This is a genomic window from Bradyrhizobium sp. USDA 4341 (genome assembly GCF_054063755.1).
Genome location: NZ_JBSSGO010000002.1, coordinates 5444345 through 5456169, shown reverse-complemented (window position 1 = coordinate 5456169; position 11825 = coordinate 5444345). Strand labels below are relative to the sequence as shown.

12 protein-coding genes, 1 tRNA gene and 1 pseudogene are annotated in these 11825 nt (G+C 64.2%); 7 read left to right on the top strand and 7 right to left on the bottom strand.

The annotated features are described in order from the left end of the window. Nucleotides 1-28: 28 nt before the first annotated feature. On the top strand, nucleotides 29-1327 hold the full coding sequence (locus tag ACVIGB_RS31920; RefSeq protein WP_092121178.1) for an MFS transporter: 1299 nt from the start codon (nucleotides 29-31) through the stop codon (nucleotides 1325-1327). Between the two features lie 183 nt (nucleotides 1328-1510). Beyond that, nucleotides 1511-2407, top strand: a complete 897-nt coding sequence (locus tag ACVIGB_RS31915) for an SDR family oxidoreductase (protein ID WP_456719692.1) — start codon at nucleotides 1511-1513, stop codon at nucleotides 2405-2407. A 1-nt stretch (nucleotide 2408) separates the two neighbouring features. Here ACVIGB_RS31915 and ACVIGB_RS31910 read toward each other — a convergent pair whose 3' ends face one another. Further along, nucleotides 2409-2744, bottom strand: coding sequence for a GIY-YIG nuclease family protein (locus tag ACVIGB_RS31910; protein ID WP_456719693.1), 336 nt, complete (start codon nucleotides 2742-2744; stop codon nucleotides 2409-2411). Between the two features lie 104 nt (nucleotides 2745-2848). Between ACVIGB_RS31910 and ACVIGB_RS31905 the strand changes: the two genes are divergently transcribed. Further along, nucleotides 2849-3274: a DUF1330 domain-containing protein gene (locus ACVIGB_RS31905; protein WP_456719694.1), complete on the top strand. Its 426-nt coding sequence runs from the start codon at nucleotides 2849-2851 to the stop codon at nucleotides 3272-3274. 8 nt (nucleotides 3275-3282) lie between these two features. Here the strand turns inward: ACVIGB_RS31905 and ACVIGB_RS31900 are convergent, their stop codons facing one another. Next, a complete protein-coding gene (locus ACVIGB_RS31900; RefSeq protein ID WP_456719695.1) occupies nucleotides 3283-3948 on the bottom strand; it encodes a glutathione S-transferase family protein in 666 nt (221 codons plus the stop codon). A gap of 131 nt (nucleotides 3949-4079) precedes the next feature. Between ACVIGB_RS31900 and ACVIGB_RS31895 the strand changes: the two genes are divergently transcribed. The 4 genes from ACVIGB_RS31895 (at nucleotide 4080) to panE (ending at nucleotide 7993) form a co-directional block, all read left to right on the top strand. Further along, a complete protein-coding gene (locus ACVIGB_RS31895; RefSeq protein WP_456719696.1) occupies nucleotides 4080-4667 on the top strand; it encodes a DUF2239 family protein in 588 nt (195 codons plus the stop codon). Nucleotides 4668-4885: 218 nt separating this feature from the next. Further along, nucleotides 4886-6241 carry an MATE family efflux transporter gene (locus ACVIGB_RS31890; protein ID WP_456719697.1) on the top strand — a complete coding sequence of 452 codons (1356 nt, stop codon included), beginning with the start codon at nucleotides 4886-4888 and terminating at the stop codon, nucleotides 6239-6241. 122 nt (nucleotides 6242-6363) lie between these two features. Next, nucleotides 6364-6969 carry a DsbA family protein gene (locus ACVIGB_RS31885; protein WP_456749251.1) on the top strand — a complete coding sequence of 202 codons (606 nt, stop codon included), beginning with the start codon at nucleotides 6364-6366 and terminating at the stop codon, nucleotides 6967-6969. 103 nt (nucleotides 6970-7072) lie between these two features. Beyond that, the gene (gene panE / locus ACVIGB_RS31880; RefSeq protein WP_456719699.1) at nucleotides 7073-7993 is read left to right on the top strand and encodes a 2-dehydropantoate 2-reductase; all 921 of its coding nucleotides are present in this window, start codon (nucleotides 7073-7075) and stop codon (nucleotides 7991-7993) included. A 165-nt stretch (nucleotides 7994-8158) separates the two neighbouring features. Here the strand turns inward: panE and ACVIGB_RS31875 are convergent, their stop codons facing one another. The 5 genes and pseudogenes from ACVIGB_RS31875 to ACVIGB_RS31855 form a co-directional block, all read right to left on the bottom strand. Continuing rightward, nucleotides 8159-8740: a c-type cytochrome gene (locus ACVIGB_RS31875; RefSeq protein ID WP_456719700.1), complete on the bottom strand. Its 582-nt coding sequence runs from the start codon at nucleotides 8738-8740 to the stop codon at nucleotides 8159-8161. A 183-nt stretch (nucleotides 8741-8923) separates the two neighbouring features. Next, nucleotides 8924-10201: a PQQ-dependent sugar dehydrogenase gene (locus ACVIGB_RS31870; protein WP_456719701.1), complete on the bottom strand. Its 1278-nt coding sequence runs from the start codon at nucleotides 10199-10201 to the stop codon at nucleotides 8924-8926. Nucleotides 10202-10469: 268 nt separating this feature from the next. Further along, a pseudogene (locus ACVIGB_RS31865) lies at nucleotides 10470-10847 on the bottom strand (DUF2865 domain-containing protein); the annotation flags it as partial. A gap of 122 nt (nucleotides 10848-10969) precedes the next feature. Then, nucleotides 10970-11044 (bottom strand) — tRNA-Gly (locus ACVIGB_RS31860). Nucleotides 11045-11204: 160 nt separating this feature from the next. Continuing rightward, complete coding sequence (locus ACVIGB_RS31855; RefSeq protein WP_375777879.1) at nucleotides 11205-11660, bottom strand: SRPBCC family protein; 456 nt, start codon at nucleotides 11658-11660, stop codon at nucleotides 11205-11207. Between the last annotated feature and the right edge of the window lie 165 nt (nucleotides 11661-11825).

Below are 11825 nucleotides of genomic sequence, written 5' to 3'. Positions count from 1 at the left end.
CGGTGAATGATTTCTCCGGGGAACGCGCATGAGCACGGCCGAATCCAAAACGATCGAAGTCGCAGAGATCGAGGACACCAGTCTCCTCGCCTTCTATCGCGACATGAACCTGCCGGAGCGGCGCACGTTCTGGGCCTGCGCCTCGGGCTGGACGCTCGACGGCATGGATTTCATGATCTATCCGCTGGTGATCGGCACCATCATCACGCTGTGGAAGGTCGATGCCGGCACCGCCGGGCTCGCCGGCACCGTGACGCTGCTGGCCTCCGCCGTCGGCGGCTGGCTCGGCGGCTATCTCTCCGACCGGATCGGGCGGGTCAAGACGCTGCAGCTCACCATCATCTGGTTCTCGTTCTTCTCGCTGGTCTGCGCCGTGGTGCAGAATTTCGACCAGCTCCTGATCGCCCGCGCGCTGCTCGGTCTCGGCTTTGGCGGCGAATGGGCAGCCGGCGCGGTGCTGATCGGCGAAGCGATCCGGCCGCAATATCGCGGACGCGCGGTCGGCTCGGTGCAGTCGGGCTGGGCGATCGGCTGGGGCCTTGCGGTGCTGGCGCAGGCGATCCTGTTCTCGATCCTGCCTCCGGAAAACGCCTGGCGCTGGATGTTCGTGATCGGCGCGCTGCCGGCGCTGCTGGTGTTCTATCTGCGCCGCTATGTCACCGAGCCGGAGATCTCCGCCGCGACGATGGCGCAGCAGCAGGCATCCGGCAGCGGGCCCGCCGCGCTGTGGGAGATCTTCCAGGGACCGATCCTGAAGACCACGCTGCTGGCCTCGCTGGTCGGCACCGGCATGCAGGGCGGCTATTACGCCATCACCTTCTGGGTGCCGCGCTTCCTCACCACCGAGCGCAAGCTCTCGGTGGTCGGCTCGACCGGCTATCTCGCGACGCTGATCATCGGCTCCTTTATCGGCTATCTGGTCGGCGCCTGGCTCGCCGACCGGATCGGCCGGCGCAATTTGTTCCTGATCTTCTCGCTCGGCGCCATCGCGATCGTGCTGCTCTATACCCAATTGCCGCTGTCCAACGAGGTGCTGTGGGTGCTGGGCTTCCCGCTCGGCTTCTTTGCCTCAGGCTATTTCTCCGGCATGGGCGCGTTCCTGACCGAGCTCTATCCGACCCGGCTGCGCGGCTCCGGCCAGGGCTTCTGCTACAATTTCGGCCGCGGCGTCGGCGCGCTGTTTCCGTTCCTGGTCGGCGCGCTCTCGACCACGACCACGCTCGCCAACGCGATCGCGATCTTCGCGGTGGCGGCCTATGCGGTGTTCTTCATCGCCGCCTACGCGCTGCCGGAAACGCGCGGGCGCGTGCTGCATGCGGGTGGGTAGCGCTGTAACAGGTGCGCAATGGCCGCGACGCTTGCTCCGTCGTTCCCTCCCCCCTTGCGGGGGAGGGCCAGGGAGAGGGGTGGCCGCGAAGACGGTGCTTGTGGCTTACCCCTCTCCCCAATCCTCCCCTGCAAGGGGGGAGGGAGCCCTGATAGTGTGCGTCCCTAACTGGAGGTCCTCGCCATGACATCGCTCAAAGGCAAGACGCTGTTCATCTCGGGTGCGAGCCGCGGCATCGGGCTTGCGATCGCGCTGCGCGCCGCGCGTGACGGCGCCAATGTCGCGATCGCGGCGAAGACCGCCGAGCCGCATCCGAAGCTGAAGGGCACGATCTACACCGCCGCCGACGAGGTCCGCGCCGCCGGCGGCAAGGCGCTGCCGGTGCTCTGCGACATCAGGGACGAGGCGCAGGTGATGGCGGCGATCGAAGCCACCGTCGCCGAATTCGGCGGCATCGACGTCTGCGTCAACAATGCCAGCGCGATCAGCCTGACCAATTCGCAGGCAACCGATATGAAGCGCTACGATCTGATGATGGGGATCAACACCCGCGGCACCTTCATGGTGTCGAAATACTGCATTCCGCATCTGAAGAAGGCGGAGAATCCGCACATCCTGATGCTGTCGCCACCGCTCGACATGAAGACGAAGTGGTTCGAGCACTCGACCGCCTACACGATGGCGAAGTTCGGCATGAGCATGTGCGTGCTCGGGCTGGCCGGCGAGCAAAAAGCCGCCGGCATTGCGGTCAACGCATTGTGGCCGCGCACCACGATCGCAACCGCCGCGGTCGGCAATCTGCTCGGCGGCGATGCCATGATGCGCGCCAGCCGCACGCCCGAGATCATGGGCGATGCGGCCTACGCGATCGTCACGCGGCCATCGCGCGAGTTCACAGGCAATTTCTGCATCGACGACAAGGTGCTCTATGCCAACGGTGTGCGCGACTTCGAGCGCTATCGCGTCGATCCCTCGGTGCCGTTGATGTCGGATTTCTTCGTGCCCGACGACGACGTGCCGCCGCCCGGCGTCACCGTGCAGCCGTTGCCGTCGGCGAGCAGCGCGCAGACCTCGCGTTAAGCTAGACCGCCGACGCGTTCAGCTCCGTGCGCCAGTGCTGCACGCGCTCCTTGAGCAACGTGTCGCGGACATAGGCGAGTTCTTCGTCCTCGATGCGCTCCAGCGTTTCGAGCGAGAGATTGTCCGCGCCATGGGCCGACCAGGCGCGCTGCAGCTCGGCATTGCGGTGGCTGCCCATCCCCAGCGTGAACCAGATGCGGTTCTGAATTTTCTCCAGATCGAGCGCCTGCCCGACCCAGACCTCCCCGGTCGCGCGGCAGCGGATCGCGAACACGCCGGCCAAAGCCGCGCGCTTCTTGTAGTCGGCAATGGCCAGCTTGCGGTCCTCGGTCTTCATGGCGGCTCCTGTCGTATCGGCACACCAATTATATCCGGGTATTATGGACAAAGCAATTACACCCGGATAAAACATCGCATCGAACGCGAATGGGACGAGCTGACATGGACGCCACCTGCCATCTGGAGCCGACGTGGAACGCCGGGCGCGAGTTCGCCCAGCGCGCGATCACCGGCGAGTTGGTGATGCTCAACCTGCTGCGCTTCCGCGACATCGCCGACTATTCGCAAAGCCCGGAGCTCGCCCCGCCGCAGCCGGTCACGGGTGCGGAAGCCTACGACCGCTACGTCGCGCACACGCTGCCGCATCTGCGGAAGAGCGGCGGCGACATCCTGTTCATGGGTGAAGGCGGCTCGTTCCTGATCCGTCCCGAGGGCGAGCGCTGGGATCGCGCGATGCTGATCAGGCAGAAGAGCCGCGGCGCGTTCCTCGCCTTCGCGGTAGCGGAGGCCTACCTCGCCGGCATCGGACACCGCACCGCGGCGCTGGCGGATTCACGGCTGCTGCCGCTGGTCGAGCTGCCGCGATGAGCGATCAGTTAGCGGCCAACCTCGTACGGCCCGCCCTTCTCGAGCGCCCGCGCATAGGCAGGGCGCGCGTGGATGCGCTCGAGGAAGGCGACACATTTCGGATGGCCGTCAGCGAGCCCGCCGCGCGCGGCGGCAGCCTCCAGTGGAAAGCTCATCTGGATGTCGGCGCCGGAGAATTCGTTGCCGGCGAACCACTCGCTCTTGCCGAGCTCGCCTTCCCAATAGGCCATGTGCTGCTTGATCTGCGGATTGACCAGCGTGGACAGCGCCTGGTTCGAGACCTTGCGCACCAGCGGCCGCAGCAGCGCCGGCGCGCGCTTCGGCATCAGCGTGAACAACAGCTTCAAGAGCAGCGGCGTCATCGCCGAGCCTTCGGCATAGTGCAGCCAATAGGTGTAGCGCAGCCGCTCCGGCGTATCGGCCGGCGGGATCAGGCGGCCATTGCCGTAGGTCGCGATGATGTATTCAAGGATCGCGCCGGATTCCGCGATCGTGTTGCCGTTGTCGGTGACAACAGGCGACTTGCCCAGCGGATGGATCGCGCGCAGCTCCTTCGGCGCCCGCATGTCGGGCTGCCGCTGGTAGCGCACGATCTCGTAGGGCACGCCCAATTCCTCGAGCAGCCACAGCACGCGCTGCGAGCGGGAATTGTTGAGATGATGAACCGTCAGCATGGGCGTCCTCTGAAATATCGGCGCAATCGGGCGGCGTTTGGTGCCAGCCGCGAACAGGAAAGTCGAGATCCACGCGCCGCGCTTGCTGGAAATCACCCGGGCAATACGTCGCGCAATCGAAGAGGTCTACCATGAATCCTGCCTATGTCGCCTTCGAAGGCGAGCATCGCATCGGGGCCGGTGACCTCAAGGAGGTTGCACGCGCCGCCAAGCAGCTGCTCGACCGGCGCAAGGATGCCGCGATCCTGGTGTTCAACGGCCGCACCTCGGCGCTGGTCGATATCGATTTCCGCGGCTCGGTCGACGACGTGCTGGAGCGGCTGCCGAAGCTCGCGCCTCCGCTCGACGAGGAGCCGGCAACGCCGGCCGGGCCGCGCGGTCCGGGACGGCCGAAGCTTGGCGTCGTCGCGCGCGAGATCACGCTGCTGCCACGTCATTGGGACTGGCTCGCGCAGCAGAAGGGCGGCGCATCGGTTGCGATCCGCAAATTGATCGACGAGGCGCGGCGCGCCAGCGGTGACAAGGACCGCACGCGCAGCGCGCAGGATGCCGCCTATCGCTTCATGACAACGATGGCCGGCAATCGGCCAAACTACGAGGACGCGATCCGCGCCCTGTTCGCGCACGACCGGCGGCGCTTTGCGACGCTGATCGCGGACTGGCCCGCCGATATCCGCGACCACGCGATCCGGCTCGCCTATAGCGATCAAGCAGACTGACGCGCGATGCCGTATTTCAACGAGCAGCCGCGAACGGGATGTCGTCCCTGCGAAAGCAGGGACCCATAACCACCGTAGTAGTTGCAGCGCGTCGAACTAGCCGCGTGCCCTTTGCAAGAGCCGCGGCGTATGGGTCCCTGCTTTCGCAGGGACGACAGTGGTGCGCTGCCTGACCTGACCTACTCACCAAGCCGCATAAGCTCGGTACCATATGGAAGTTGAACGTGTCCAAGCCTCCTTCTCTACGCAAAGGTTTCCTGTCGTTCCTGGCGCCGATGCTGCTGAGCAACGTGCTGCAGTCGCTGTTCGGCACCATCAATGGCATCTATCTCGGCCAGATGATCGGCGTCGACGCGCTCGCGGCTGCGTCGGTGTTCTTTCCGGTGATGTTCTTCTTCATCTCCTTCGTGATCGGCCTGAGCGCCGGCGCCTCGGTCATGATCGGCCAGGCCTGGGGCGCAGGCGAGCCCGACCGCGTCAAGGCGGTCGCCGGCACGACCATGACCGTGACGCTGTTGCTGGCGCTTACGATCGCGATCCTCGGCGGCCTGTTCGCCCGCCCGCTGTTGATCGCGCTCGCCACGCCGGCAGACGTCCTCGACGCTGCGGTGTCCTATGCGCGGATCATGATGATCACGATGCCGGTGACCTTCGCATTCCTGCTGCTCGCGGCGATGATGCGCGGCGTCGGCGACACCGTGACGCCGCTGGTGGCGCTGACGGTCTCGACCGTCGTCGGCCTTGTGGTGACGCCCGCATTGATCCGCGGCTGGCTCGGCCTGCCGATGCTGGGCGTCGCCAGTGCTGCCGTTGCTTCCGCGATCTCGGGCGTGGTGACGCTGCTGTGGCTGCATATCCACATGCTGCGGCATAAGCATCCGCTCGCCTTCGATGCCGCGTTCCTGCGCACGATGCGGCCGAACGGCGCCCTGCTGCGCATCGTGCTGCGGCTCGGCATTCCGACCGCGATCGGCATGGTGGTGGTCTCGCTCGCCGAACTGGTGCTGCTCGGCCTCGTCAACGGGTTCGGCTCGGAGGCCACCGCCGCCTATGGCGCGGTCAACCAGGTGATCAGCTATGTGCAGTTTCCGGCGATCTCGATCGCCATATCAGTGTCGATCTTCGGCGCGCAGGCGATCGGCCGCGGCGATTCCAATCGGGTCGGCGCCATCGTCCGGACCGGGATCGAGATGAATCTCGCGCTCACCGGCGGACTGGTGGTGCTCGGCTATCTCTTTGCGCGGCCGCTGATGGGCTTCTTCATCGTCGATGGCGCCGTGCTCGCGCTGGCGCAGCAGCTTCTCTACATCGTGCTGTGGAGCATGGTGCTGTTCGGCATGGCGACGGTGTTCTCGGGCGCGATGCGTGCCGGCGGCACGGTGTGGATGCCGCTGTTCATCTCGATCCTGGCCATGGTGCTGGTCGAGGTGCCGGTCGCGATCCTGCTCAGCCGCGCCATCGGCATCAGCGGCATCTGGATCGCCTATCCCGCCACCTTCGCAACCATGTTCGTGCTGCAGATGGCCTATTACGCCCTGGTATGGCGCAAGCAGACCATCAAGCGGCTGATTTGACATCGCGCGCCGCGGCTCACATGATGAGTATCATATTCTCCTGATGGCGCCTGCGGCAGCAGGCCCATGCTAGAGAAATGCCAAACAAGCCCAAACGAGATAAGTCGAGGGGAGAGACCGCCGTGAGCCAGAATCCGCAATTCCTGTTCGATTTCGGCAGCCCCAATGCCTTCCTCAGCCATGAGGCGATCCCGGCGATCGAGCAGCGCACCGGCGTCAAGTTTGAATACGTCCCGATCCTGCTCGGCGGCATCTTCAAGGCCACCAACAACAAGTCGCCGGCCGAGACGCTGGCGGGGGTCAAGAACAAGCCCGAGTTCATGAAGATCGAGACCGAGCGCTTCCTCAAGCGCTTCAACGTCAAGCCCTACACCTGGAACCCGTTCTTCCCGGTCAATACGCTGAACCTGATGCGCGCGGCGGTCGCCGCCCAGCTCGAAGGCGTGTTCGAGAGATATATCGAGGCGGCTTTCCACCATATGTGGGTCGAGCCGAAGAAGATGGATGATCCGGAAGTGGCCGGCAAAGCCATCGCCGCCTCCGGCCTCGACGCCGCCAAACTGTTCGCCCGCGCGCAGGACGCCGACGTGAAGGCCAAGCTGATCGCGAACACCCAGGCCGCCGTCGAGCGCGGCGCGTTCGGCTCGCCGACCTTCTTCGTCGGCAACGAGATCTTCTTCGGCAAGGAGCAGCTGCGCGAAGTCGAGGAATTGGTGTCGGGAAAGTGAGATGAGCGAATGGCCAATAGCGGGTAGCGAATAGTCGACCAGCATCCTTATCTATTTCCCATTCGCTCGCTTCCCGGGCAACAACAAAGAAGGACAAATTCCCATGCGCGTTCTCGTGGTCGGCGCCGGTGCGATCGGCGGTTATTTCGGCGGCCGGATGCTTCAGGCCGGCCGCGACGTTACTTTTCTCGTCCGGCCCCGCCGTGCCTCCGAGCTCGCCTCCGCCGGGCTCGTGATCAAGAGCCCGAATGGCGATGTCACGCTGAGCAACCCGCCGACCGTGCAAGCCGACAAGCTCTCGGACAAATTCGACGTCGTGCTCTTGAGCTGCAAGGCGTTCGATCTCGAGGACGCGATCAAGTCCTTTGCGCCTGCGGTCGGCGACAAGACCGCGATCATCCCGCTGCTCAACGGCATGCTGCATCTCGATGCGCTCGACAAGAAATTCGGCGCTCAGCACGTGCTCGGCGGCCTCTGCGCGATCGCGGCGACGCTGAACGAGAAGCGTGAGGTGGTGCAGCTGCAGCCGATGCAGTCGCTCGGCTTCGGCGAACGCGCCGGCCGCCTGTCGGACCGGGTGCGCGCGATCGCCGAGACCTTCTCCGCGATCAACGGTGCGGCCGCCAGCGAGCACGTGATGCAGGATATGTGGGAGAAGTGGGTGTTCCTGGCGTCGCTCGCCGCCTCCACCAGCCTGATGCGGACCTCGGTCGGCAACATCCTCGCAGCGCCCGGCGGCCAGGATTTCCTGCTCGGCATCCTCGACGAATGCAGCGCGATTGCGGCCGATGCCGGCCATGCGCCGGGTGGGCCGTTCTTCCAGCGCACCCGCGGGCTCTTGACTACCGAAGGCTCGCCGATGACCGCATCGATGTTCCGCGACATCAAGGCGGGGCTGCCGGTCGAGGCCGACCACGTGATCGGCGACCTGATCGTGCGCGCCGACGCCGCCAAGATCCCGGTGCCGAAGCTGCGCACGGCCTACACGCATCTCAAGGCGTATGAGAAGCAGCGGGTTGGTTAACACACAATCGGTGTCGTCCCTGCCTAGTGCGCAATTGCGCACGGGAGCAGGGACCCATAACCACCGGCTTCAATTGGTTGACTAGATGGCAACCGCATCTGCCTCAAATCGAGAGGCCGGGGCGTATGGGTCCCTGCTTTCGCCGGGACGACGACCTCTTTTGCGCTACAAATGCGACAAATAATGCGCGAGCGCGGTGATCTCCTCGTCGCTCAAGGGATAGGCGACATCGGCCATCGCCGCCTGCGCGCCGCCGGAGCGTACGCCCGATTTGTAGTCGTGCAGCGCCTTGACGAGATATTCCTCGCGCTGGCCCGCGATGCGGGCCACCGCTTTGGTGCCGACAAAGGTATCGGTGTGGCATGAGGCGCAGCGGCGGCCGGCCGCGGCCTGCTTGCCCTTCTCGGACAATTCCGGATTGTCGTCCTTGCCGCCCTTGAACGGCGCCAGCGAGGCGAAATAGGCGCCGAGATTGCGGATGTCATCATTAGTGAGCTGCTCGACGATCGGCTGCATCTGCTCGTTCTTGCGCGCGCCGGCACGGAAGAACACCAGCTGCCACTGAATGAACTGGTCAAGCTGGCCGGCGAGCGAGGGAATGTTCTCGGTCTGCGAGATGCCGTTGTCGCCATGACACCCGGCGCAGATTTCGGCCTTCGCCTTGCCGGCGGCAACGTCGGCCGCCTGGGCAAAGGATGTCATCGCGATTGCCGACGCGAACAGGATTCCGAGGGACGCGATACGCATTGCCAGTTCTCTCCACGTGTCATTGCCGGGCTCCCGGCAATCCATCTGGCTTGCAGAAGGGTTCTTGTTGGGATGGATGCCCGGATCAAGTCCGGGCATGACGAGTCTGTTCCGTAGCTTGGCACCAAGCAAACGGGGCTGCGGCCGCCTTAAGGCTACCGCAGCCCCGCATGCCTTCAACCGTTACTTCTTGCTGTAGCTGATGCGATAGATCGCACCGGCCCAGTCGTCGGCGACGAGGATGGAGCCATCCTTGTCGAGCAGGATGTCGGCGGGACGGCCGAGATAGCCCTGGTCACCCTCGATCCAGCCGGAAGCGAAGATCTCCTGCTTGGCATTCTTGCCGTCGGGGCTCGCGGTGATCTTCACGATGCGGCCGCCCTGGTACTTGTGCCGGTTCCAGGAGCCGTGCTCGGCGATCAGGATGCTGTTCTTGTACTCGGCCGGGAATTGGCTGCCGGTATAGAACTTCATGCCGAGCGGAGCGACGTGCGCACCGAGATTGTACACCGGCGGGGTGAACTCCGCACACTTGTGACCCATCGCGAACTTGGTGTCCGGCAGGTTGCCCTGGTGGCAATAGGGATAGCCGAAGTGCTCGCCGATCTTCGAGATCATGTTGAGCTTGTCGCTCGGCAGATCGTCGCTGATCCAGTCGCGGGCGTTTTCGGTGAACCAGTACTTGCCGGTGCGCGGGTCGACGTCGCCGCCGACCGAGTTGCGCACGCCGAGCGCCCAGACCTCCGCATTGCCGGTCTTGGGATCGACACGGCGGATCTGCGACACCGAGGTCGGCGGGATGCCGATGTTGAAGGGAGGTCCGAACGGAATGTAGAACCAGCCGTCCTTGTCGACGGCGATGTATTTCCAGCCATGCGCCGCATACGACGGCATGTCGTCATACACCACCTTGCCGCTGCCAAGATTGTCGAGATTGGCTTCGGCATTGTCGTACTTGATCAGCTTGTCGACCGCGATGACATAGAGCGCGCCGTCTTGGAAGGTGAGGCCGGTCGGCATGTTGAGGCCCTTCAGGATGGTCTTGACCTCCTTCTTGCCGTTGTTGTCCTTGATCGCATAGACGTTGCCGAGGCCGAACGAGCCGACGAACAGCGTGCCCTTGTCGCCCCAGGCCATCTGCCGCGCCGCGAGCACGTTCGAGGCATAGACCTCGATCTTGAAGCCCGGCGGCAACTTGATCTTCTTCATCATGGTGGCGAGTTCGGCGTCGGATGCGCCGGTCGGCGGACCGGACGGCGGGGCAAGGCCCTTCTGCGCTTCGGTCTCGTCGCCGAGGAACCAGTCATCCGGCGGATGGGTCCAGAATTCCTTGGTGCCGGATTCGTACTTCTTCAGCGCCCGGTTCTTGTCGGTTTGTTGCTGCGCATTGGCGAAGGTTGTCCCCGCCAGCAGCGCAATCGCCGCGAACGCAAGTATGGATCGATTGAAAGCCGATTTCATCGCGTCACTCCCCTACGCAAGCCGTTGCAGCTTGCCTGTTATTGATTTTGAACGCCGTGAGAGATGATGGTGGCGGTCTGTGAGGTAGGTCAGACGGCAAAATGGTAGCACATCCATCGACGCTGAAAAGCGCATGCTCGGGTGTGCGCTGCGTCAAAACAAGTTGAGACGAAATTTGAGACGAAATTTTCCTGCGCTGACTGCCTGATAACAAGGCATTCTGCACCGCAGCGTGATATTCGAACGAAGCTAACGCTCGTGATCGCGTCTATCGCGACGAGAGGCGCGAACGCCCGAGTGCCTGTGCCTTCGGCAGCGGCCTGAACAACACACTGCGCTTCTGCCCGCCGAAGATCGCCGCGATCTTGAAGCCGTCATCGGCGGCGATGATGCCGCCGTTCCGCAGCGTCATGTTGTCCGCGATCGCAATCGGCGACAGTCCGGTGGACGCGCCGGCGCTGCACGCGCAGTGCGGCACGATCGCGCGCTGGAATCGGAATGCATTTGCGAGCGCCTTGTAGGTCTCGCCCGCTTCGGTTCTGGCGCTGTCGATGTCGGGGCCGGAATACAGCTTCACCGCGGCGGCGGGACAGATCGCCTCGCAGGTCCCGACATCCGCCGCCGCACTCACGCGCGGCAGCGGGAAGAAGCGGCCATTGCGGGCTGCGGCATCTTGACCGCGAGATCACGGCACTGCCCGAACAGCAAAAAAGCCCGCACCAATGGGCGGGCCTTCATCAGACTGTCAGCTCGGTCAGCGAGATATTTTGGAGCGGGCGAAGGGGCTCGAACCCTCGACCCCGACCTTGGCAAGGTCGTGCTCTACCACTGAGCTACACCCGCATCCGAAATGGCGGCGATCGCTCGCCGGCAACGGCAGACCTATGCCAAATGCTGTCTGTGAATGCAACACAAGAGCGCGGTCCGAACTTCACGAAATCGCACGGTTTCCTTAAAAATTGACCCCGAATCGGCCGAAACCGGTCATCGCGACGATTTCTTTTTATGTTTCGGCCGGAACCAGCCTCAGGGCCATCTCATCCCGGAGCGATTCGAGCCAGGTCTCGAACCAGCCGGTCAGCGTCTGCGCCAGTTCGACGCGGCGGTCCGCGTCGCAATCGAACACCGCCCACCATTCGATAAAGGCCCGGTCGCCGTCGACTACCGGGGTCACCCGCAGGGTCGCGCTGAAGTCCGTCATCGGCAGGGTCGGCGGACCGGCAAATTCGTAGGTCTGGAAGCGCTCGACGTCGGATTGTGCGAGCAGCCGCTGCCGGATCCGCCGTTCCCGGTACAAGACGTTGCGCACGGCACCGATGGTGTCGCCGGACTTGCCGTCCTCGATCTCGCTGGTGCCCGCGCCGTGGACCCAGACCGGGTAATTGTTGAAATCGCGGATGATTTTCCAGACCTCGCCGGCCGGCTGCTCGAACACGGTGCTGTAATAGGCCTTTGCCATGGGCGATCCCCTGTTGCCATGAAGGAGCGCCATCGTCGGCCGTTCCGGACCTCAAACCCACCCGATCTCCGATGGAACAGGCCGGGCGGCGAGCGATTGAATTTTGCCGGCCGACCGCCATCTACGGAGCATGTTCCGGGATCATGCTCTAGGCTGACAGAACGG

Excerpts from the sequence above, each read along its gene's own strand:
- ACVIGB_RS31900 (WP_456719695.1), bottom strand. The coding sequence starts at position 3,948 with ATGCTGACGGTTCATCATCTCAACAATTCCCGCTCGCAGCGCGTGCTG.
- ACVIGB_RS31895 (WP_456719696.1), top strand. The coding sequence starts at position 4,080 with ATGAATCCTGCCTATGTCGCCTTCGAAGGCGAGCATCGCATCGGGGCC.
- ACVIGB_RS31875 (WP_456719700.1), bottom strand. The coding sequence starts at position 8,740 with ATGCGTATCGCGTCCCTCGGAATCCTGTTCGCGTCGGCAATCGCGATG.
- ACVIGB_RS31920 (WP_092121178.1), top strand. The coding sequence starts at position 29 with ATGAGCACGGCCGAATCCAAAACGATCGAAGTCGCAGAGATCGAGGAC.
- panE (WP_456719699.1), top strand. The coding sequence starts at position 7,073 with ATGCGCGTTCTCGTGGTCGGCGCCGGTGCGATCGGCGGTTATTTCGGC.
- ACVIGB_RS31915 (WP_456719692.1), top strand. The coding sequence starts at position 1,511 with ATGACATCGCTCAAAGGCAAGACGCTGTTCATCTCGGGTGCGAGCCGC.
- ACVIGB_RS31855 (WP_375777879.1), bottom strand. The coding sequence starts at position 11,660 with ATGGCAAAGGCCTATTACAGCACCGTGTTCGAGCAGCCGGCCGGCGAG.
- ACVIGB_RS31910 (WP_456719693.1), bottom strand. The coding sequence starts at position 2,744 with ATGAAGACCGAGGACCGCAAGCTGGCCATTGCCGACTACAAGAAGCGC.
- ACVIGB_RS31870 (WP_456719701.1), bottom strand. The coding sequence starts at position 10,201 with ATGAAATCGGCTTTCAATCGATCCATACTTGCGTTCGCGGCGATTGCG.
- ACVIGB_RS31905 (WP_456719694.1), top strand. The coding sequence starts at position 2,849 with ATGGACGCCACCTGCCATCTGGAGCCGACGTGGAACGCCGGGCGCGAG.